This is a genomic window from Thermogemmatispora sp., assembly GCF_019683635.1.
Taxonomy (GTDB): domain Bacteria; phylum Chloroflexota; class Ktedonobacteria; order Ktedonobacterales; family Ktedonobacteraceae; genus Thermogemmatispora.
The window spans coordinates 1-21,390 of the sequence record NZ_JADGIA010000080.1 but is presented as its reverse complement, the minus strand read 5'-3'; the positions used below and the strand labels follow the sequence as shown (position 1 = coordinate 21,390).

The window sequence follows — 21,390 nt, the reverse complement described above, 5'->3', positions numbered from 1 at the left end:
TGCGCCAGGCCGAGCAGCGTATTGCTCAGCTCGCTCAGAGTCTCGGGCTGGAAGCCTCACCCTATGAGCGCGTGCAGAATCTGACGCTCGGGCAGCAGCAGAAGGTCGAGATCATGAAGGCGCTCTATCGGGGGGCGCGTCTGCTGATCCTCGATGAGCCTACGGCGGTGCTGACGCCCCAGGAGAGCGAGGAATTGTTTGCCCTCTTGCGCCGGTTGCGCGCCGAGGGCGTGACCATCATCTTTATCAGCCACAAGCTGAAAGAGGTGATGGCCATCAGCGATCGGGTGACGGTGATGCGCCTGGGGCGTGTGGTGCGCACGCTGGAGACGCGGCAGGCGACGCCAGCCGAGCTGGCCCGTCTGATGGTGGGGCGGGCAGTCGCACTAACGGTGATGAAGGAGGCGGCCAGGCCAGGTGAGGTCTGCTTGCGCCTGGAGCAGGTGCAGGCGCGTGGAGCCAACGGGCAGGCGGCCTTGCGTGGCATTTCGCTGGAGTTACGTGCCGGAGAGATCCACGGTCTGGCTGGCGTTGATGGCAATGGGCAGAGCGAGCTACTGGAGGTCCTGATGGGCCTGCTCCGCGTTGAGGCGGGCCGCATCCTTTTCGAGGGGCGCGATATTACGATGCTCGATACGGCGGCGCGTCTGGATCTGGCCCTGGCCCATATTCCCGAGGATCGCCATCGGCAGGGTCTGATTCTGGATTTGACGGTGGCCGAGAATATGGTGCTGGATGTCTTTGACCACCCGCCCTACGCTCGCTACGGCTGGCGTCGTTTCAGGGCAGTAGTATCTCGGGCACGGCAGCTGATGGCGGCTTTCGATGTGCGGGCGCCGGGTCCGCTGATCCCCATGCGCCATCTGTCAGGTGGCAATCAGCAGAAGGCCGTGCTGGCCCGCGCCTTGGGCCGCGAGCCACGCTTACTGATCGCCATGCAGCCAACGCGCGGCCTGGACGTAGGCGCCATCGCCTATGTCCATCGGCGCATTGTTGAAGCCCGCGATCGCGGCTGCGCGGTGCTGCTGATCTCCTCTGATCTCGACGAGATTCTGGCTCTGAGTGACCGCATCAGTGTGATCTACGAGGGGCGTATTCTGGAAACACTGCCAGCAGCAGCAGTCGATCTGACGCATCTAGGTCTGCTGATGGCGGGCACACGCCCGGAGCAGGTGCCGCAGCTACAGCCACAATCGCAGCGGCTGGTCAGCGGCGACTGGCCGGTGACTTAGCCGGCATTGGAGGCCAGGGCCAGGCTTTCGGTCTGGCCACGAGACACTGGCCTGGACCGCAGAACTCTCTGGCTGAGTAGACTGTACGTAGCGCTGCGGGATACATTCGCAAAGGGGGAAAACAATGACGTTGACGCTGGAGGGACATACCGCTTTGGTGACGGGCGCCGGGCGCGGGATGGGACGCGCGATCGCGCTGCGCCTGGCCCGTGAGGGGGCACGAGTGGCCGTGGCTGATATCGATGAGCAGGGTACCGCCGCTGTGGCAGAGGAGATTCGGGCCGCTGGCGGCGAGGCGCTGCCGATACGGCTGGATGTGAGCCGGGAGGAGAGCGTGAATGAGGGAGTGCAGCAGGTCCGCGCGCGGCTGGGACCGATCACGATCCTCATCAATAACGCCGGGATCTTCCGCGATACTCCTCTCCTGGAGTCTTCCTTGCAGGATTGGTATCTGAGCCTGGCTGTCAATCTGACTGGTCAGTTGCTCTGCGCTCGGGCAGTGGTACCCGATATGATTGCCCAGCGCTGGGGGCGTATTGTGAACCAGGCTTCGATGATGAGCAAGGTGGCTTTTGGGCGCGACTATGCCTACTGTGCCTCTAAGACGGGCGTGCTGGGCTTGACACGCTCATTAGCAGTAGAGCTGGCTGGCTACAACATCTGCGTCAATGCCCTCTGCCCGGGCAATATTATGACCGCCATGCTGGAGGAGGTCGATCGGGCGGTGGCGGTGCGCGAAGGGAAAGAGCCAGGCCAGTTTCTGAGCGAGCGCCCGCGAGACATTCCTTTGGGGCGGCTGGGCAGGCCGGAGGATATCGCCGGCGTAGTAGCGTTTCTGTGTGGACCCGACGGCAGCTACATCACCGGTCAGGCGATCCATGTCGATGGCGGCCTCTATATGGCCTGACAGCGGCCTGATCCCGTCTGTCTCGGGCCAGGTAAGGAAGGAGCAGAGAGCGTGCAATCGTTGGCCAGCTATACGCCTGCTTTTCTCAAGGAACTGTATCGCAAGATGGTGCTGATCCGCCGCTTTGAGGAGCGGGCGGCAGAGCTGCGTAGCCTGGGCTACATCCCCGGCTTCCTGCACCCCTACATTGGCCAGGAAGCGGTAGCTGTGGGGGCCTGCGCGGCTCTTGGTCCGCACGACTACATTACCAGCACTCACCGTGGACATGGCCATATTTTGGCACGTGGGGGCGATCCACGCTACATGTACGCCGAGTTGTTCGCCCGTCGCGATGGATACAACCGTGCGAAAGGCGGCTCGTTGCATATCGCCAATATCGAGCTGGGGATCATCGGCGCTAATGGCATCGTCGGGGGCGGCATTCCGATCGCCGTGGGGGCCGGGCTGGCCCTCAAGCAGGCGCGCCAGATCGCCGTTCACCATCCCGACGATCCGCGGGCGCGGCGCGCCGATGGGGTAGCGGTGACCTTCTTTGGCGATGGGGCTTCCAATCAAGGAGCCTTTCATGAGTCGCTCAACCTGGCCGCTCTCTGGCGCCTACCGGTGATCTTCATCTGCGAGAACAACCTCTACGGCGAGTTTACACCACAGCACAAGCATCAGACGATCCGTGATATCGCCACGCGCGCCAGCTCCTACGCTGTCCCCGGTCTGATCGCCGATGGCAACGATGTGCTGGATGTCTATCGCGTGGTCAGCAAGGCAGCCGAGGAGGCGCGCAAGGGGCGTGGGCCAACCCTGGTCGAGTGCAAGACCTATCGCCACCGTGGTCACTACGAAGGGGACATGGGCCAGTACCGCCCTGCTGAGGAGGTGGCTTTCTGGCTGGAGGCCGATCCCATCAAGAACTATCGCCGCTTGCTGCTGGCCGGGGCAATCTGCACCGAGGAGGAGCTGCAGGCGCTTGATGAGGCAGTTGAGCAGGAGCTAGAGGAGGCCGTGGCCTTCGCCAAGGCCTCGCCGCATCCGGCGCCCGAGGAGGCGCTGGAGGATGTCTTTGTTGAAAGCTATGGGGGGAGGGCCTTACTATGACTGCGACGTCCAGGGCCGAGAAGGAGCGCCGTCTGACCTACGCGCAGGCCATCCGCGAGGCGCTGGCTGAGGAGATGGAGCGCGATCCGTCGCTGCTGCTGCTCGGCGAGGATATCGGCGAGCCAGGGGGTGTCTTCGGCGTGACCCAGGGTCTGCTCCAGCGCTTTGGGGAGGAGCGTGTACTCGATACGCCGATCTCCGAGGAGGCCGTCATCGGGGCAGCGCTCGGCGCGGCGCTCCTCGGCGTGCCAACGGTGGCGGAAATCATGTTCAGCGATTTCGCCACGCTGGCAATGGATCAGATTGTCAACCAGGCCGCCAAGTTTCGCTACATGACCGGCGGACGCACCAGCGCGCCGCTGGTGATCCGTATGGTGACAGGTACAGCGGGCGCAACGGCGGCCCAGCACTCGCAGAGCCTGGAAGCCTGGTTCACGGCCACACCAGGACTGAAGGTCGTGACTGCCTCAACGCCCGCCGATGCCAAGGGCTTGCTCAAGAGCGCCATCCGCGACCCCGATCCAGTGCTCTTTTTCGAGCATAAGCTGCTCTACAACAGCCGTGGCGCGGTACCGGCAGATGACTACTGCATTCCGCTGGGGGAGGGCCGCGTGGCTCGCGAGGGAAGCGATGTCACGCTGGTGGCTTATCTGTATATGCTGCCGCGCGCGCTGAAGGCGGCTGAGATGCTGGCCCGCGAGGGCATCTCAGTCGAGGTATGGGACCCGCGCACGCTGGTGCCTTTCGACCGCGATGGTCTGCGTCGTTCTCTGGAGAAGACTGGGCGCCTGGTGATCGCTCAGGAGGCCCCACGCCGCAACGGCTTCTGCGCGGAGATCGCCGCTATCGCAGCTGAGGAGTTTTTCCCGCTGCTGAAGGCGCCGATCAAGCGCGTCTGTGGTACGAATACACCCATGCCCTACGCTCCTGAGCTGGAGCAGTTTGTCATTCCCGATGAGGAGCGCATCGCCGCCGGGGTGCGCGAGGTGCTGTACAACGCAGTGCGCGCCGCACCAGGTGGCTGATGGCCGGTGTGGTCCCCGTGCCTGGCGGCCTCGGGGACCGCGATGGATGGGCAAGGCAGAAAGGAGTCAGCCGCTATGGCAGAAACCATTGCCATGCCGAAGTGGGGCCTGACGATGGAAGAGGGGACCATTGCCGAGTGGATGGTCGGCGAGGGCGATACGGTACAGAAAGGGGATGTGCTGGCAATCGTGGAGACGGAAAAGACCTCTGTCGAGCTGACGTCGCCTTTTAGTGGCGTCGTGGCCCGCGTCCTGGTGGCCGATGGGGAGACGGTCCCGGTGGGCACGCCGCTGCTGCTTCTGGCCAGTAGTCCAGAGGAGGCCGCTCAGCTCCGCTGATGGCGCGCGAGTCCGCTCGGCCCGCTCTCGGGGGAGAGGCCACTGCCGGCGAGCGCTTCGAGATGGGGAGCAAGGAGCGCCCGCCAGAGTCTGTACGTGTTGTGGGGAAGCATATTAAGATATATCTGCTAAGGAGTATAACCGCATATGAGACTACACAGATAGAGGAATCTCAGAGATGAGCAAAACTGAAGCGGAAGCGGCTATCAGGCCACTTCATCTTTCCACTGCGCGTAGCAGTGCAGCAGAGCAGCTACGACAATTGATTGAGAGCGGTCACTTTGCCCCTGGCGACCGCCTGCCCAGTGAGCGCAAGCTGGCCGAGTTGCTCGGGGTCAGTCGCACAATGGTGCGCGAAGCTATCAGCACCCTGGAGGCCATCGGTCTTATCGAGGTGCGCCACGGCAGTGGCAGCTACGTGACCGCGGAGGTGCCTCAACACAGCGTGTCCGCCATGTGGAGTGCCTGGTACATTGCCCATCGTCAGGACCTGATTCATCTGCTCCAGGTACGTGAGGCACTGGAGAGCAAAGCCGCCGCTCTGGCCGCGCAGCGGTCTCGTCCGATGCTGGTAATGCGATTACGCAAAATTCTGGAGAGGATGCGCAGCGCCGGCGAGCATGGCCAGATCGATGAGGTTTCAGCTCTCGATAGCGAGTTTCACAGCGCCATTGTCAAGGCAAGCGAGAATCCGATCCTCATTCAGCTGCTACTGTCGCTCAACGCTGTGCTCGATAACGATCGGCTGGTCGTCTTCAGTCTGCCCGATCGTCTTCAACGCTCGCTGCACGACCACGAGTGCATCATTCGGGCCATCGAGGAGCGCGATCCTCTGGCGGCTCAGGCTGCGCTCCACGAGCACTTTGAGAGCGTTCTGAAGGATGTCGAGTCACCGCGACGGCAGACTCAGGCTGGTAGCGCGCATCACCAGGACCGGGAAGGGCCTCGGCCTCAGTCGAAGTCGACGGTGCCTGAGCCTGTTCCGACCACAGGGGGGCGAGAGCCATGCCAGTCGTGATCATCGAGATGTACCCTGGGCGCACGCCTGAGCAGAAGCGGGCCTTGGTGAAGGCGGTCACGGAAGCAATGGTCGAGCATGCTGGGGCACGCCCTGATCATCTGCATGTCATTTTGCACGAGGTCGCACCGGAAAACTGGGCCCTGGCTGGGCGCCTGGGGACTGAACGCGACTCGGTCAGCGATCTTCCTGGCGGTGGTGGCAACGCGCCATCTACGCAGGAGGAAGGAGGAGGCTAATGGCGACGATCCGCGGGGTCTCCCATCTCTTGTTACAGACCAACGATCTGGCCCGCGCTGAGCGCTTCTATGTGGAGGTGCTTGGCTTCCATGTACGCGAGCGCACGACTTTCCGCGATGGGCGCCCACTGGTGGTCATGCACGAGGGCCTGGGCCTGACCGAGCTGACCGAGGAAGGGAAGCGCCTCCGCCAGGAGGCAGGCCAAAGCCTGGAGCATGTGGCCTTTCGTGTCGAGAATATCGCTCAGCTTGAGCGAGACCTGCGTATCGCTGGGGTGACGATTGTCGATGGGCCGAAGCCAACCGCTTACGGGACTTCGCTCTATTTTCTCGATCCCGACGGTGTGCGGATTGAGTGTCACGATTAGGCCGCTATCAGCAGACTCGACCAGACTACACGCCGACCGCGACGCCCGACGCTAGCGGCGGTGTGTGGCATGGCTCCTATCATTCGGTCAGCCTGTACTGGCGGGCAACCTGATGGGCAGACAATTGGCTTCCTGGCCCGGGAGGCTTTTCCGTTCCCAGGCCGGGCCGCTGGCTGCCGGGAGAGCAACCAATGAGTTGCTGTAGCATATCAGCAACATAACAGGTTTTAAGATAAGAAACAGGCAAACTGCACAACCACGCACGTCGCCGATCCTGGGGGGCAGTGTCGCCTCTACGCAAGGGAAACAGCGAGGTGCAGCCTATTGAGGAACAGCTTTATGTCCAGCGAGATTATTGCCAGACAGCGCGTCGCCATGCAGGAACGGGGGCTAGACGCGCTGGTCATCGCCTCGCCCGAGAACATCGCCTACACCGCTGATGTGGTGGTTCCATCGCAGACCATCGTACGCCATCGCCTGGTCTATTGCCTGGTACCGCTGCAGGGCGAAGCTGAAATCATTGTGGTCGACATCGAGGAGAGTTTCGTCAGGGGCACGGCCTCGATTCCTTCGGTCATTGCTTATAACGAATTTACCGAAGATCCGACGCGCCTGTTAGCTGAGCGCCTGCGTGCCGCTGGTCTGGCCCAGGGGCGCATCGGTCTTGAATACACCGCCATTTCGCAGAAGAGCTACGAGACGCTGCGCGAGGCCCTGCCACGGGCGACCTTCGTGGCCTGTGATACGCTGCTGAGCGAGCTGCGCATGATCAAGACGCCGGGGGAGCTGGCAAAGTTGCGCGCCGTTGGGAAGGCGGCGGAGCGGGCGGCTCGTCAGGCTTTCGAGCAAGTCCGCGCGGGTATGACTGAGATGGAGCTAGGCCAGCTGATTACCGATGCCTATCTGGCCAACGGCGGCGATCGTCTGACGATGCTGGTGGTTGGCGCTGGAGAGCGCAGCGGCCTGGCCAATGCGGCCCCGACGCGCCGTCCTCTGCGCTATGGCGACCTGGTGCGCATCGATGTGATCGGCACCGGCCAGCTCTACTATTCGGATGTGGCGCGGACCGCCGTCGTCGGGAAGGCCAGCGAGGAGCAGCTGCGCACCTGGTCCCACATGGTGGAGGCGCGCAAGGCCGCCCTTGATGGTATTCGTCCCGGCCAGAGTACGCGCGCCCTCTACCAGCGCTACGCGGCCCAGATGGAGCGCTGGGGGCTGCCCCCGATCAAGTTTCTCGGGCATGGCCTGGGCCTGACCCTCCACGAGGAGCCGTATCTTGGCCCCTATACCGATATCACCTTGCAGCCGGGCATGGTGCTCTGTATCGAGCCGCTCTGCTGGTATCCCGACCGTTGGGGCGTGCAGTACGAGGATGAGCTGATCGTGACCGAGGACGGCTACGAGCTGATTACGGATCAGTATGACGCTTCGGAGCTGTTCGTAATCCCCGCTTGAAAGGACGAGCAGGCCGGTGAAGATTACAGGTTATCGCTGTTATCTGGTGACCTTGCCGCCGCGCCGGGTTCATAACTGGGCGAGCAAGATGGAGACGCCGATCGGGAGCCATCTGCTGCTGCGCCTGGAGACCGACGAGGGCCTGATCGGCTGGGGTGAGGCGCCAGCTATTGCTACCTGGGGCGGCGCTCATATGAGCTACTTCGGCGAGACCCCTCGGACGGTGCACCACATGATCGCCGACTACCTGTTTCCGGTCATCGTCGGCCACTCACCGCTAGAGATCGGCCCGTTGCATGCGGCGATGGATCGAGTGGTCAAGGGGCATCCCTATGCGAAGGCGGCGGTCGATATGGCGCTCTATGATCTGGCCGGCCAGGCGCTGGGAGTGCCGGTCTACCAGTTGCTCGGCGGGGCCTATCGCGATCGTCTGCCGATTGCTCACAGTCTGGGGATTATGGAGAATCGTCAGGCGGTAGCCGAGGCCGAGCGCGCGGTGGCCGAGGGTGCGGGTACCATTAAGGCCAAGACGGGTCTTGATCCCGAGCGCGATATCGAGCTGGTGCGCCTGCTGCGCGAGGCTCTGGGACCTGGGGTTCAGATTCGTGTCGATGCCAACGAGGGCTACCGCTCGGTCAGCGAGGCGGTCCGGGTGACGCGCGCGATGCAGTCCTACGATCTGGCTTTCACCGAGCAGCCGGTGGCCGATGTCGAGGCGCTGGCGTTGATTGCGCGTCAGGTGGCGGTGCCGGTGATGGCCGATGAGAGCGCCTGGACGCCGCAGGACATTCTGCACATCCATGCACTGCAGGCTGCTGAGCTGATCTCGCTCTACGTTACCAAGCCGGGCGGCCTCTTCCGCGCGCGCGAGGTGGCGACGGTCGCTGAGGCGGTTGGCCTGCGCTGCGATATCGGTGGCTCGATTGAGATGGGCGTAGGCAACGCCGCCAATCTGCACCTGGGCGCGGCGACGCGCATCGCCGAGCTGGCCAGCGTCTGCCCGGTGAGCCGTCCGGCGGAGGCCCTGGAGGGGCAGATCGCCGGCGTCTACTATCTCGACGATATTATCAGCGAGCCGTTTGCGTACGAGAACGGCGCGGTGCTGGTTCCGCAGAGGCCGGGGCTGGGCGTGCAGGTTGATGAGCGTAAGCTGGCCAAATATGCTGTGGCGCTCTGAGCTTCTTTGCTTGGCAGAGTTGTCAGGCCGGACCCAAGGCTGTGCGTGATCGCCAGGCTGGGCCGGTTGCCTCTGGAGCGCACCGGCCCAGTTGGAGATATGGAGGGGGACGATCGATCAGAAAGGAGCGCGTTGAGGATGGCAACGATTGCAGTGCTCGGAGGGGGCAATGGGGGCTTCGCCGCCGCCGCTCATCTCAGCGCTCTTGGTGAGCAGGTCCATCTTTACAGCCGCTCACCGGCGACGCTGCGGATAGCGCGCGAGCGCGGCGGTATTGCTTACAGCGGTGTTGCTGGTGAGGGTCTGGCTGCGGTGGCGTGTCTGACCAACGATCTGGCCGAGGCGCTGGCAGGGGCTGAGCTGGTGATGCTCTGCGTGCCGGCCACAGCCTTCGCCGATCTGGCGCGGGCGCTCGCTCCGCTGTTGGCCCAGGCTGGCGGGCCCCCCGTGCTGCTCAATCCTGGCAACACGGGGGGCAGCCTGGCTTTCCGTCGGCTGCTGATCGAGGCCGGCTGCGCCTCTCCGCCGCCTATCGCTGAGACCAACACGCTGACCTATATCTGCCGGAAGCAGGGCGAGGGAGAGGTCTACATTTCGTCGCTGGTGCAGCATGTGCGTCTGGCCGTCCTGCCGGCTTCGGCTGCTGAGAGGCTCTGGCCGTTGCTAAGCCGTCTCTATCCGTCGCTGCGACCGGTGGAGCATGTGCTGGTGACGGCTCTGAGCAATGTCAACGCGGTGCTGCATCCGCCGGGTATGGTGCTGAGCGCCGCCTGGATCGAGCATAGCGGCGGGGATTTCCGTTACTACTATGACGCCGGGACGCCGGCGGTGGCTCAGGTGATGGCCGATCTTGACAGAGAGCGTCTGGCTGTGGCGGCGGCCTGGGGCTTGAGCCTGGAGCCTTTTCCCCAGCTTTTTGCCGATCTAGGCTCGACCTCGCCGGAGGCTGGGGCGAGCGGCTCCTTCCTGCGGATGTTGCGCGAAAGCGCTCCGAATCAATTTATCAAGGCGCCCGCCAATCTGGACAGCCGCTATCTGCACGAGGATATTCCCTTTGGTCTGGTGCCGATGAGTGAGCTGGGCCGGGCCCTGGGAGTAGCAACGCCGGTGATGGATGCCTTGATTACGCTGGCCTCTTGCATCAGCCGTCGCGATTACCGGGCCGAGGGCTGGACGCTGGCGCGTCTGGGTTTGCCGCCCGAGCGCGAGGCGGCGCTCGCTGTGCTGCGTTGAGGAGGTAGGACAGACGGGGATCAGAGTGGGATTGGTCCCAGCCCCGGGTTCCCGGATTTTGAGCCAGAGCGAAGCTGAACGGGTTATTGTCTCACTATGGAGTATTTGATGATGGGAACAGCAGCAGGTGATGAGAGACGCGGAGAGCAAGCTATGCTGAGCGGGCTGCAGGTGGCTGTGATCGGAGGCGACGGGCGCGAGCTGGAAGTGTTGAAAGGATTGCTGGCCGAGGGGGCCGCGGTGCGCGCCTGCGGCTGTCCGCCGGCGGCGGCGGAGATTATGGGCCGGCCCCAATGCCAGACGCTGGCGGAGGCCATTGCTGGGAGTGATGTCATCATCGCTCCGGTGCCGGTGATCGCCCCGGATGGCAGCCTCTACGCACCTCAGTGGCCGGAGCCACTCTTTCTGGATGCGGCGGCTCTGGCCGGGGTCAAACCGGGGGCGCTTTTGCTGATCGGCACCAGTACACCGCAGTTGAGGACGTTGGCGCAAGAGCGTGGCCTGCGCATCCAGGAGTATGGCGATGACGATGAGCTGATGATCCTGCGGGCGCCGACGATCGCAGAGGGCGCGATCGGCCTGACCATCGCCAATACGGAGGTCTCTATTCACGATGCTCAGGTGCTGGTGGTCGGTTTCGGGCGCATCGGCTTTACCTTGACGCGGCTCTTGCTCAATATGGGGGCGCATGTGCGGGTGGCGGCGCGCAATCCGGTGCAGCGCGCTCGGGCCTGGGAGCTGGGGGCGCGCCCTCTTCCGCTGGAGGAGCTGGCGACGGCGGTGGCCGACTGCGATATGGTCTTCAACACGGTGCCGGCTTTGGTGCTGACGCGCGCGGTGCTGGAGCAGATGCGAGGCGATGTCTTTGTGCTGGATATTGCTGCGGCCCCCGGCGGCACTGATTTCGAGGCTGCGCGCGAGTTAGGCATCAAGGCGCTGCTGGGGCGTGGTCTTGGCAGCCGGGCGCCACGCACCGCCGGGCGTAGTCAGTGGCAAGGATTGCGCAAGCTGATTCTGGCGGCCCTGCCGACCTTGCGCGGCGAGCAGTCCGGGGCCAGTGGCGGCAGCGGTCAGGGTACTGGTAGCCGCTCCGCCAGTAACAATGGTGGTGGCCATGACTGCTGATCTGCTGTTGCGTCAGGCGCGGCTGGCTCTCGACCAGACTACCTGGCCGGCCCCTGTGGATATTTTGATCCGCTCCGGTCAGATTGCGGCTCTGGCCCCCGACCTGACGGTCGCCGAGAGCGGCATACCTGTCCTCGATGTGGCTGGACGCCTGGTGTTGCCGGGGCTGGTCGAGGGCCATATTCATCTCGATAAGGCCCTGACGCGCGACCGCCTGCTCAACCGCTCGGGGACGCTGGCGGAGGCGATCCGCTGTAACCTGGAGCTGTCGGCGAGCGTCAGCGAGGAGGATATTGTGGAGCGAGCGACGGCAACGGCGCTGTGGGCCTTGCGCTGCGGGACGACGACGCTGCGGACGCATGTGAATGTCGATCCGCAGATCGAGCTGCGCGGCCTGCATGCGCTGTTGCGGGTGCGCGAGCAGTTGCGCTCGCTGCTGGATATCGAGATTGTGGCCTTGCCCAATCGTCTGCTTGGAGAGCGGGGGCGACGCGGGCGGGAGCTGTTGGCGGCGGCCCTGGAGGAGGGGGCTGATGCCGTTGGAGGAACGCCGCTCGTCGAAGAGGATCAGCGCGGGCTGATCGATGAGGTCTTTCGCCTGGCGCTGCGCTCTGGTCGCCCTCTGGACCTGCATATCGATGAGTCGGAGTCGCCTGCCGATTTTGTTCTGCCCTATCTGGCGGAGCGCACGCTGCAGGAGGGCTACGAGGGACGGGTGATCGCCGGCCACTGTTGTTCGTTGGCGGCGGTTGACGATGCGACGGCGGCGCGCACTATCGAGCGGGTGGCACAGGCCCGCATTGCGGTGGCGACTCTGCCGGCGACCAATCTCTATCTCCAGGGCCGCCGCGATCGTCAGCCGATTCGCCGCGGGATCACGCGTGTGAAGGAGCTGCTGGCGGCGGGAGTGACGGTCTTTTGCAGCTCGGACAACATTAAAGATATGTTTAACCCCTTTGGTTCCCCCGATTTGCTTCAGATGGCGCAGTTGCTTGGCTATGTGGCTCAGATGGGCAGCCCCGAGGAACAGCGCTGGCTGCTCGAAAGCATTACGACGCAGGCAGCGGCGGCCCTGGGCCGGCGCGCCGGGTTGGGTGTCGGACAACCCGCTGATCTGGTGGTGCTCGACTGCCAGCGCCGCGAGGATATTCTGTCGGATCTGCCCGCACGTCTCTACGTCATCAAGCGCGGACGCCTTGTCTGGTCAGCTTCCGGGGCTGGCCTGGGAATGGACGACAATCCGCTGACGCAGGAGGCGTGTTGAGTTAGCCAGGATGCCCAGATCAGGCAGTGACTGCGCCGCCGCGGCTACGACGGGCGGCAGCAGGCCCAAGGAGGCCAGGCTCAGACCGAGCAGGTTGTAGAGCAGCGTGAAGGCCAGGTTGAGCCGTACGACCCGCATGGTGCGCCTGGCGATCTGTATCAGCGCCGGTAGCAGGCGCCAGTCTTCGCGCAGCAGGGCCACATGGGCCGCTTCCAGGGCGGCATCGGTGCCTACCACGCCCAGGGCGATGCCCACGTCGGCCTGGGCCAGGGCTGGCGCATCATTGATGCCGTCGCCCACCATAACGACGCCGTGTCCTTGCGCCTGATAGGCTTTGACGATGGCGATTTTGTCCTCGGGCAGCAGGCGGGCCCGATAGTTGATCCCCAGCGGTTTCGCCAGGCTGGCGGCAGCCTCCTCATGATCGCCGGTCAGCAGTTCAATTGAGGTGAAGCCGAGGGCGCGCAGTTGGGCCAGGGCCTCCGCTACCTCGGGACGCAGCGTATCGCTGGCGGCCAGGAGGCCAATCAGCTGCTCCTGGCAGGCCACAAAGAGCAGGCTTTTGCCCGCCGCGGCCAGCGCCTGGGCTTGAGGAAGCTGCTGGCCCTCCGGCAGCAGGAAAGCATTGCCCACGCTCACCTTGCGGCCCTCGATCGTGGCTCGTATGCCCCGTCCTGGCAGGACCTCAAAGGTCTCGGGATCGCTCACAGTCAGACCTTCGGCGCGTGCCGCCTGGCGTACGGCTTCGGCCAGCGGATGCTCCGAGTAGCGTTCGGCGCTGGCGGCCAGCCGTAGCAGCTCCTGGCGCGTTACCTCGCCTAACGGGAGGACATCGCAGATCTGCAGCTGGCCGCTGGTGATCGTTCCCGTCTTATCGATGAGCAGGACGTCTGCCCGAGCCAGGCGCTCCAGATGGGCGCCGCCTTTGATCAGCAGCCCGTGCGAGGCGGCGGCGGCGATTGAGGCCAGCATGGCGATCGGGGTCGCCAGCGCCAGCGAGCAGGAACAGGCCACGACGAGCACCGCTGCGGCGGCCAGCGGGTCGCGCCTCAGCAGCAGGGTGAGCACGGCCACGGCCAGCACTATCGGCAGGAGCCAGGTCGAGAAGCGATCGGCCAGACGCTGCACGGGGGCGCGTTGGGCCTCGGCCTCTTCGACCAGCGCCACGATGCGTGCAAAGGTGGTATTGCTGCCAGCGCGCGCGGCCCGAATGCGCAGGCTCCCCCCTTGGACCAGGGTCGCGGCAAAGACCTGGCAGCCTGGGGCGGCTTCCAGTGGGAGGGCTTCGCCCGTGATGGCGGCCTGGTTGACCGTGGCATGGCCGGCCACGACCTGGCCGTCAACGGGGATGGTCTCACCAGGGCGGACAACGACGATCTCGCCCGGCGCTACCTCTTCGATGGGAACCTCTTTTTCTTCTTCTCCACGGAGGACGCGCGCGCTCTGGGGAGCCAGGGCGGCCAGTTGTTTCAGGGCCTGGCGTGAGCGCTCGCTGGTCAGGCGCTCGCTATATCTGCCGACGTGCATGAAGAAGACCACGACGGCTGCTGTTGGCCACTGGCCGATGAGCAGGGCGGCAATGACGCCAAGCGACATCAGGGTGTGCGAGATGACGCGCCCGCGCCGGGCCGCCTGCAGGACGTCCCAGAAGATAGGGGCACCGGCGAGCAGGGTCAGGCCGACTCCAAGAGGCCAGGGCAGGCGATCGGTGATCCGCTCTAGCAGGCCCAGCCACTCGCCAGCGATGATCAACAAGAGGACAGCCCCGAAGAGGAGACCGTAGAGCGTGAAGAGGGTGCGTGTCAGACGCCGCTGGGATTCTTCTGAGAAGGTGTTTCCTTGCTGCTGATGAATCAAGGGTCTGGCCTGGTAGCCGGCTTGTTCAACCGCCTGACAGAGGGCCGGCAGGTTCACGCGATCGGGGTCGATCGTCAGCAGCGCTTTTTCGGCGGTCAGCAGGACGGTTACCTCGCGCACTCCCGGCAGTGCCTCCAGCGCCTGGCGCACATGTCCGGCGCACTCGGGGCAATCCATGCCTGTCACCAGGAGTTCAAGCCGGTGCTGTCCTGATGGTTCCATCGTCTGTCTCCTCCCGTCCTTTGAGAGCTGCTCTCTCGTTCGTCTTTTCTTCTATAGAAGCACAGTCTGAGCAAGCTATGCAAGGCTTGCTGCAGGGTTCCTCATCTCCATCGAGAGTGGACGCTGTTTAACCCTGGCAACCTGGTCAGTCTCAAAGAAAGAAGCATGAGGAGAGAGAAAGCACATGAAGAAGTTGATTGCCTTCCCCCTGGAGGATGGCGGGCACGTGGTTATCGAGGTCGAGGAGCTGGAGCCGGAAGGCGGCGAGCGGGTACCAGTCGCCCGCCGGCTGTCGAGGCCAGAGCAGGCCCCGGAAACCCTGGAGAAAGCGCTGCAGAAGGTTTTGCCAGCCATTAAGGCGGTTGCGGTCAAGCTGCACAATCTGGACCTCAAGCCCGATGAAGTTGAAATAGCTTTTGGGATCAAGCTAAGCGCCTCAATGGGTGCCATTCTGGCGTCAGCCGGCAGCGAGGCCAATTTCGATATCACACTTCACTGGTACGGCAAAGATCGCCCGTCACGCTAGCAGCGCTCGATGGGCTGTAGGAGCTTTGTCACCGCTTCTGCGGCCCATTGACAGATCTATAGGCAAGCAGTATATTGGAGAGGCATAAACTGGAAGTAGCTGAGTTGCCTGGAATGCCGAGCCATCTCGATGCCAGCGTTTGAAAAGGCCATTTGGTGCGCCATTGTCCGCATTCTGGCGCCCGATACAGGTCCTGATCGGCGGGTATGCGGCGCTGGCTTTTTGATCGCGCCGCGCCGGCTTCTGACTTGTGCTCACGTGGTGAGCACGGCCCTGCAGTGCCAGGAGCCAGATGAGCGGAAGAGGCGCCTGATACTGCTTGACTTTCCCTTTCTCAATGCTCGTGAGCCGCTGCATGCCTCCATTGTCCACGTGGACCCTTCTCCACAGCACGATCTGGCCGTGCTTGAGCTATTCGACCCGGCGCCGGCAGAGGCCCAGCCAGTGCCCCTGAAGCGGCTCGATACTTTCTGGGATCACCCCTATCGTGTGTTGGGCTTCAGCGATCAGTCTGGAGAAGGCGTTTGGGCCGAGGGCCACCTCCAGGGAGCGGATAGGACGGGCGCCATCCAGATGGCCAGCGATTCCGGTTCTGAGCATATTATTCGAGAAGGTTTCAGTGGCGCGCCCGTTTGGGACGAGGCAGAGGAGGCCGTGGTTGGAATGGTGGGCGAGGTCATTTGGTGGGGATCGCGTGCCAGCCGCCCCTTGATGCTGCCTCTCCGTAGCCTGTGCCAGAGCTGGCCAGAACTCCTTACCTACCTCATTCGCGAGCCGTCTACGCCTGTTGCAACGCCCCGGACTCCTGCCGATCCTTTCGCTGAGCAGGAATGGCAGGCCGGTCAGCTGGTTCGCATCGCCGGGAGACAGTATCTGCTGAGGGAGCCTGTTCCCGAAGCAGCAAGCCCTGATCCGCCGGACCTGGAGCGCTGGTATCTCGCGCGTCCTTTCCCTCCTGAGTGGCCGGGGCGGAGCCGGCGCATCGAGCAGGTGCTGATCAAGCAGATTGTCCTTCGCCCCCCGATGGCGCAAGGAACGCGTCTGTTGCAACACTTGCGAGATGAGAGCGAGCTACTGATGCGGCTCCCAGGACGTACGATCTTCCCCGTTTGTCTGGCAACAGAGGCCGGTGCTCAGAGTTTTACACTGGTGCAGCGCTACCCCCCGGGCCGGCCTTTGAGCCGCTGCTTTCCAGAACAGGCCGGGCCGATTGACCCCTTCAGCGCGCGACAGCTGCTACGTGCGCTTCCTCCTTTCTGTCGCCAGCTAATGGAGCTGCATCAGCGTGGCCACGCGCATCGCTGGCTTTGCGGTGCCAGTCTGATTCTGGAGCAGCCTTCTTTACATGGCACGCCCGTCCTGCGCCTGCGCGACCTTGGACTGGCCACACGGCCCCCCCGCGCCGGTGAGGGACCCCAAGGGTATGCCGCCCCCGAGCAGCTCTACGCCAGGTATTCGACACCTGGCACCGACCTCTATCAGCTGGGAGCCTTGCTCTACCATCTGCTGACCGGCAAGTTGCCCGGCTCCTTCATGTATGGGCTAGCGCCTCCTTCCAGCTTGCAGCCAGGGCTTCCCCCGGCGCTCGATTCTGTCATTATGCGCGCGCTTGAACGAGAACCGGCGCAGCGCTGGCCCGATCTGGTCACTTTTGCCAAGGCTCTCAACGGCGTCTTGCAAGACTGGTCTCGCGAGTGAGAAGGAGGCAGCCAGGGAATGCAAGAAAGCAGCTTCAAACTCCGTGTCCTTGTGCTTGTCGTTGGCAAGCTCGCCCTGCTCTTGCCGGAGCTGCGGCAGCGCTATCCCGCCTGGCCTGCCAATGTGGGACGTCTCCAGGAGGAGCTGCAGCGCTCCTACACCCGGATTCCTGTCCTGGTGCGCCCTGATCGAGAGCGCGGACAGCCGTATCTTCTGCTCTGCACCAGTACTTATGCCTTGAAAGTGGTCCCTTCATCTCAAGGCGACGCCTACATCGCCCTGTGCCTGCAGTCGCTTGGCCATCGGGAGCATGACGCCCTGGCCCGTGGCGAGGCCCTCATGCTGGAAGTGGAAAAGTGGGAATTTTTCGAACGGTTTGAGGAGATCCCGCGGCAATGGCAGTCCTGGCTCAGTAATGGCTATAGGCAGATTATCGAAGCCAGTCACAGACATCAGGAAAGGCTGCGTGCCCAGCAGGCTGTTCAGGCGGCGGCTCTGGTCGCTCAGGAAGAACAGGAGGCTATCACGCCAGCGCAGGAATCGCTACTGGCGACGCTGGAGCGCACCATTGACTTAACCCGCAAGATTGAGAAGGCCAACGAGGAGAGCAAACGGCCCATCTTCTACAGCAAGGTCGAAGCTGCCGGTGAGGCTCGCTACAGCAGTCGAGATATCTATATCTTTAGCTTAGTCGATCCATCCCAGGCGGCTCAGCTGGAGCGTGGTCTCTTTCTGGCGCTGGAAGAGCGCAGGGAGCTACGCGGCCATGTCCTGGACGTCCAGGACGACCGTTTCATTGTGCAGTTCGAGCGCGCCCTTGATCTTGACGATCTGCGCCCGCCGCAAGCCTTTCTCCCGCTTGGCAGCGAGGCGGCCTTTCGCGTGCAGCAGGAGGCCATCGAGAGGCTGCGCAACGGGGAGGCAACGAATTCTTCTCTGCTGGCGGTCCTGGCGGAAGATCGCTATCAGCCCTATTCGGAACCTCAGCCCCAGCCTCACCCGCGTCTCAACACGGCTCAGGCGACCGCCTTCCGGAGGGCCCTGGCCGTGAAAGATCTGTTGCTGGTTCAGGGGCCGCCAGGGACGGGGAAAACGCATACGATCAGTGAAATCGTGCGCGCATGCACCCGCCGCGGCGAGCGCGTGCTGGTGACGGCGCGTACGCATAAGGCGGTCGATAACGTGCTTCGGAGCCTTCCCCGCGAGCTAAACATCTTGCGTGTCGGTCAGGAGCTGCTGGTCTCGCCGGAAGTGAAATCGCTCTTGATCGATGAGCGGGCTCGCTCGCTGCAGACCAGCCTGCTCAAGGCAACGGCAGCGCTGCGCCAGGCGCTCGAAGAGCTGGCTGCCCACCAGGATGAGATCGATCGTTTTGTGGCTCAGTCTCCTCAGCTTCGGCAGCGGCTGACAGAGCTGAATGCCAGCTGTAGTGCAGCCTGGATAGACTATAGCCAGACACGCCAGCGCCTCCAGGCGCAGATCAATCAGGAGCGCGAGACTGCTCAGCAGCGTTATGCTGCGAGCCGCCAGCTGTTGGAGAAGATCCGCCGGCGCGGCGAACGGCTGAGCCGCCGCGCTGTGAGCGCCAGGAGCCGTCAGCATTGGCGGCTGCTGGGCGCTTTCTGGCGCTGGCGCTTGCCACGCTTGCAGCGGCGCCTCGCAGAGCTGCAACAGGCATTTCAGGCAACTAGTGAGCAGTTGCAGCAGCTGGCCTCTGACCTTGCTTCTCTGGACAGGCGTGCCTCCCAGCTTGAGCAAGAGCAGCCGCTTAACTCTCTGCGCCGCCGCTACGAGCAGGCGGCGACCGTTTTCCAGCACGAGCAAGGGGCTGTCTCTCGCCAGCTCCAGCGCTTTCTGATGGAGCTGAGGGCCCTGCTTCCAGCTCAGGAACTGCCCGCTCCGGCCAGCGACTACGCGTCGTTGTTGCAGTCGCTGCAGGATTTTGCACAGCGCTGGTCTACTCGCCTGCGCTCTCTCCTCGCCCGCCGATTGCAATTGCTGCGAGATTGGCAGCATACGCTGGAGGTCCGCCACCAGGACCTTTATCCGTTCCTGCTGCGTATGGCCAACGTGATCGGGGCTACCTGCATCGGCTCGGCGACCGCGCGCGTGCTTTCCGACGTGACTTTCGATCTGGTGCTTGTCGATGAGGCAGGACAGATCAGCCTGGCCGATCTGCTGGTGCCGCTGGTGCGGGGCAAACGCGCTGTTCTGGTTGGCGATCATCAGCAGCTGCCGCCGATTATCGATCAAACGGTGCGCCAGCGCCTGGCTGCTCTGAGTCAACAGGGGACGATAAACTCAGCAGAAGATGCCGTTGAAGAAGATTTGGCTGCCATTGAAACAATGCTCTCCAAGAGCATGTTTGAGATGCTGGTTGAGGGGGTGGATGAGCAGCATTTTGTCATGCTCACTGAGCAGTATCGTATGTCTGAGCGCATCGCTCGCTTTGTCTCAACGCAGTTTTATGGCGGTAGGCTCCAGACCGCCAATCTTCCCCGTTTGCAGCGCGCTCGCTGCGAGAGCGATCCTCTGTTCGCCGCCCCTTTTACCTTCATCGATACAGCCGAGATGAAAGCCCCCTATCGCCTGGAGCGTGGTCACTACTACAACGAGGCCGAGGCCCAAATCATCGCTGAGCTGGCGCTGCGTGCGCAGCAGCAGGGCCGGGAGTGGCGCATTATTGTCCCTTACCAGGAGCAGGCTGCCTGCATCCGGCACTGGTTGGAGAAAACGGCGGCGGAGCATGGTCTTGAGCTGCAGTCGCTCATTGCAACGGTTGACTCGTTTCAGGGAGGAGAAAGCGATCTGGTGTTCTATAGTTTTACGCGCAGCAACCCTCGCCACGCCGTTGGTTTTCTGCAGGAGCAGCGGCGTCTGAATGTCGCCCTGACGCGCGCCCGTGAGCAGCTGATTCTTGTCGGGGATAGCCGTACGCTCCTCAATGCGGTCAGTGGTGGCCAGCCCGCTGAGGATTTCCGCCGCTTGATGCACGCTGTCCTTGACTACGCCCGCAGCCAGGGGGAATACCTGAGCTTTCGCGACTGCCGTGGACGTCTGGCGCGCGCGGGCCTGGCCTGAAGTCAACCTGTCAGAACCAGGAAAGGAGAGGAGAGGAGAGAGGTGCGCGTTATGGAGACGAAAGGGCAGCGGCTCAGACATCTCTTTGTTTCTGCGAATCGGGTCGTCGAGACGGTGCAGGCTGTGGGGGGGCTGGTGCCAGTGCGTCAGTTTCGTCTTCTGTTTCCTCTCTGGCGGATCGGTATCAGTGGCCATCAGTATGAGAAGCGCCCCTATGAGTTGCTGGAGCGCTTTCTTGAGCGGGCTATCGGCGAGGCAGAGCTACAGACGGTGGAGGAGCTGGAGCGCTTTCTTGGGCTGCCGCTTTCAGCTGTCACGAGCACGCTGGCCTTTCTGCGGACGGTTGGCCACGTCAGCGGCGACGATGAGCATCTGCGTCTGACCGATCTGGGAAAGGCTTCGCTCCAGAGCGGGCTGTTTCTGCGTCCATTGGAGAGTCAGCGCTTGCTCTATTTTGAGGCGTTTGATTCGCAGCCGCTGCCACGGAGCTACTATGAGCATGAGTCGCTGATTCTCTCGGAGGGGAAGGCGGCACGGTTGGGCGATCGCACGATTACGCGCCTGTATAGTGGTCCGCAAGGGCTGTACTTCGATCCTGGACGGCTGTGGCAGTTGGCCAGGCAACCCGATCGGGAGCAGTTTAATCTGCCTTCTGAGCTGGAACTAGGGCCTGACGCGATCAGGCAGGTGGCTCGGGTCTATTTCCCTTTGACGGTGGTTGAGGCTCACGCTTATGACGAGCACTTTCAACACGTGCAGGGGAAGCGCTATCTGGCGCTCTCACCTATTGCTGGTTACCGTGATCACTTCTTCGAGCGCTTGATTCAGAGCAAGCCCGCTATCGCTTATTCATTTCCCGAGCTGGATGAGAGGAGGATTCCCGAGGTGATCGAACGTCACGCCTCGCGTCTGGGGTTACAGCTTCCGGGCGAGGCGCGGATCATCCGCAGCTCCGCTGGTCTGTGGCAGCTTGTGCTCTCGCCACGCCTTTTTCAAGCGGCCAGTGCGGGCGAGCGGCAGCCTTTGCGCCTGAGCGATTTGGGCAATGTGCGTCAGGAAGATGGATTTTTTTTCCAGCTCTGGTGCGCGGATCAGCGGCTACGGCGACGCAGTGCCTTGGAGCAGACGCTGCTCTTTATCGAGCGAGAGCAGCGTAAGAAACAGACGCTCTTCCGTGGCTCTATTCTCCACATGCTGAGCCATGTCTGTCAGCGTTTGCAGGTGCCCGTAGCCGATTGGTCCGAGCTAGAGGCTTTTGCCCGAGAGCAGGAGCGCGAGGATCTTCTGGAGGAGCTGGAGTCGTGAGCATGCCCTGACGGATCGTCCCCTCTGCAACTTGACCAGCCAGTCGATGTTGATCCACTCCGGCAGCTTTCAGTATCCTCGTGCGGATCGTCCCCTCTGCAACGTCGCCAATCCAAGACCCTCTTCCGCCATCAGATCACTTTCAGTATCCTCGTGCGGATCGTCCCCTCTGCAACCGGAAGAACAAAGCCATCTGACGCCCCTGCTGCCATCACTTTCAGTATCCT

Annotated in this window: 18 protein-coding genes; 17 read left to right on the top strand and 1 reads right to left on the bottom strand. The window is 63.1% G+C overall.

Annotated elements, in window-relative coordinates:
• The 13 genes from IRZ31_RS10805 to IRZ31_RS10745 form a co-directional block, all read left to right on the top strand.
• Nucleotides 1-1,232 (top strand): ABC transporter ATP-binding protein (locus tag IRZ31_RS10805; protein ID WP_297153276.1); only part of this gene is annotated, 1,232 nt, incomplete at its 5' end.
• A gap of 124 nt (nt 1,233-1,356) precedes the next feature.
• Nucleotides 1,357-2,139, top strand: coding sequence for an SDR family NAD(P)-dependent oxidoreductase (locus tag IRZ31_RS10800; RefSeq protein WP_112426968.1), 783 nt, complete (start codon nt 1,357-1,359; stop codon nt 2,137-2,139).
• Between the two features lie 105 nt (nt 2,140-2,244).
• A complete protein-coding gene (locus IRZ31_RS10795; protein WP_363325661.1) occupies nt 2,245-3,231 on the top strand; it encodes a thiamine pyrophosphate-dependent dehydrogenase E1 component subunit alpha in 987 nt (328 codons plus the stop codon).
• Nucleotides 3,228-4,256 (top strand): alpha-ketoacid dehydrogenase subunit beta, encoded by a 1,029-nt coding sequence (locus tag IRZ31_RS10790; protein ID WP_112426970.1) that lies wholly within the window; start codon nt 3,228-3,230, stop codon nt 4,254-4,256. Before IRZ31_RS10795 ends, IRZ31_RS10790 begins: the two co-directional genes overlap by 4 nt.
• 75 nt (nt 4,257-4,331) lie before the next feature.
• A complete protein-coding gene (locus IRZ31_RS10785; protein WP_297153269.1) occupies nt 4,332-4,595 on the top strand; it encodes a biotin/lipoyl-containing protein in 264 nt (87 codons plus the stop codon).
• A 178-nt stretch (nt 4,596-4,773) separates the two neighbouring features.
• Complete coding sequence (locus tag IRZ31_RS10780; RefSeq protein ID WP_112426976.1) at nt 4,774-5,613, top strand: FadR/GntR family transcriptional regulator; 840 nt, start codon at nt 4,774-4,776, stop codon at nt 5,611-5,613.
• Nucleotides 5,601-5,852 (top strand): 2-hydroxymuconate tautomerase, encoded by a 252-nt coding sequence (locus IRZ31_RS10775; RefSeq protein ID WP_297153266.1) that lies wholly within the window; start codon nt 5,601-5,603, stop codon nt 5,850-5,852. Before IRZ31_RS10780 ends, IRZ31_RS10775 begins: the two co-directional genes overlap by 13 nt.
• Entirely contained in the window at nt 5,852-6,220 is a 369-nt protein-coding gene (locus IRZ31_RS10770; RefSeq protein WP_297153264.1) for a VOC family protein, read from the top strand. The genes IRZ31_RS10775 and IRZ31_RS10770 overlap by 1 nt, the downstream gene beginning before the upstream one ends.
• Before the next feature lie 339 nt (nt 6,221-6,559).
• Nucleotides 6,560-7,675: a Xaa-Pro peptidase family protein gene (locus IRZ31_RS10765; RefSeq protein WP_297153262.1), complete on the top strand. Its 1,116-nt coding sequence runs from the start codon at nt 6,560-6,562 to the stop codon at nt 7,673-7,675.
• Nucleotides 7,676-7,691: 16 nt separating this feature from the next.
• Nucleotides 7,692-8,852, top strand: coding sequence for an enolase C-terminal domain-like protein (locus IRZ31_RS10760; protein ID WP_223258198.1), 1,161 nt, complete (start codon nt 7,692-7,694; stop codon nt 8,850-8,852).
• Between the two features lie 138 nt (nt 8,853-8,990).
• The gene (locus tag IRZ31_RS10755; RefSeq protein ID WP_297153259.1) at nt 8,991-10,085 is read left to right on the top strand and encodes an NAD/NADP octopine/nopaline dehydrogenase family protein; all 1,095 of its coding nucleotides are present in this window, start codon (nt 8,991-8,993) and stop codon (nt 10,083-10,085) included.
• Nucleotides 10,086-10,193: 108 nt separating this feature from the next.
• Complete coding sequence (gene dpsA / locus IRZ31_RS10750; RefSeq protein ID WP_297153257.1) at nt 10,194-11,210, top strand: dipicolinate synthase subunit DpsA; 1,017 nt, start codon at nt 10,194-10,196, stop codon at nt 11,208-11,210.
• Nucleotides 11,143-12,474: an amidohydrolase family protein gene (locus tag IRZ31_RS10745; RefSeq protein ID WP_146747112.1), complete on the top strand. Its 1,332-nt coding sequence runs from the start codon at nt 11,143-11,145 to the stop codon at nt 12,472-12,474. The genes dpsA and IRZ31_RS10745 overlap by 68 nt, the downstream gene beginning before the upstream one ends.
• Here the strand turns inward: IRZ31_RS10745 and IRZ31_RS10740 are convergent.
• A complete protein-coding gene (locus tag IRZ31_RS10740) occupies nt 12,415-14,553 on the bottom strand; it encodes a cation-translocating P-type ATPase (RefSeq protein WP_297153254.1) in 2,139 nt (712 codons plus the stop codon). The two genes, IRZ31_RS10745 and IRZ31_RS10740, sit on opposite strands and share 60 nt — an antisense overlap.
• Nucleotides 14,554-14,737: 184 nt before the next feature.
• On the opposite strand from IRZ31_RS10740, the gene IRZ31_RS10735 reads away from it, so the two are divergent.
• The 4 genes from IRZ31_RS10735 to IRZ31_RS10720 all read left to right on the top strand — a co-directional run bounded on the left by IRZ31_RS10735 (nt 14,738) and on the right by IRZ31_RS10720 (nt 21,163).
• On the top strand, nt 14,738-15,079 hold the full coding sequence (locus IRZ31_RS10735; RefSeq protein ID WP_297153252.1) for a CU044_2847 family protein: 342 nt from the start codon (nt 14,738-14,740) through the stop codon (nt 15,077-15,079).
• 129 nt (nt 15,080-15,208) lie between these two features.
• On the top strand, nt 15,209-16,777 hold the full coding sequence (locus IRZ31_RS10730) for a trypsin-like peptidase domain-containing protein (RefSeq protein WP_297153251.1): 1,569 nt from the start codon (nt 15,209-15,211) through the stop codon (nt 16,775-16,777).
• An 18-nt stretch (nt 16,778-16,795) separates the two neighbouring features.
• Nucleotides 16,796-19,858, top strand: a complete 3,063-nt coding sequence (locus IRZ31_RS10725) for an AAA domain-containing protein (RefSeq protein ID WP_297153249.1) — start codon at nt 16,796-16,798, stop codon at nt 19,856-19,858.
• A gap of 51 nt (nt 19,859-19,909) precedes the next feature.
• Nucleotides 19,910-21,163, top strand: a complete 1,254-nt coding sequence (locus IRZ31_RS10720; protein WP_297153246.1) for a hypothetical protein — start codon at nt 19,910-19,912, stop codon at nt 21,161-21,163.
• The last annotated feature ends 227 nt before the right edge of the window (nt 21,164-21,390 follow it).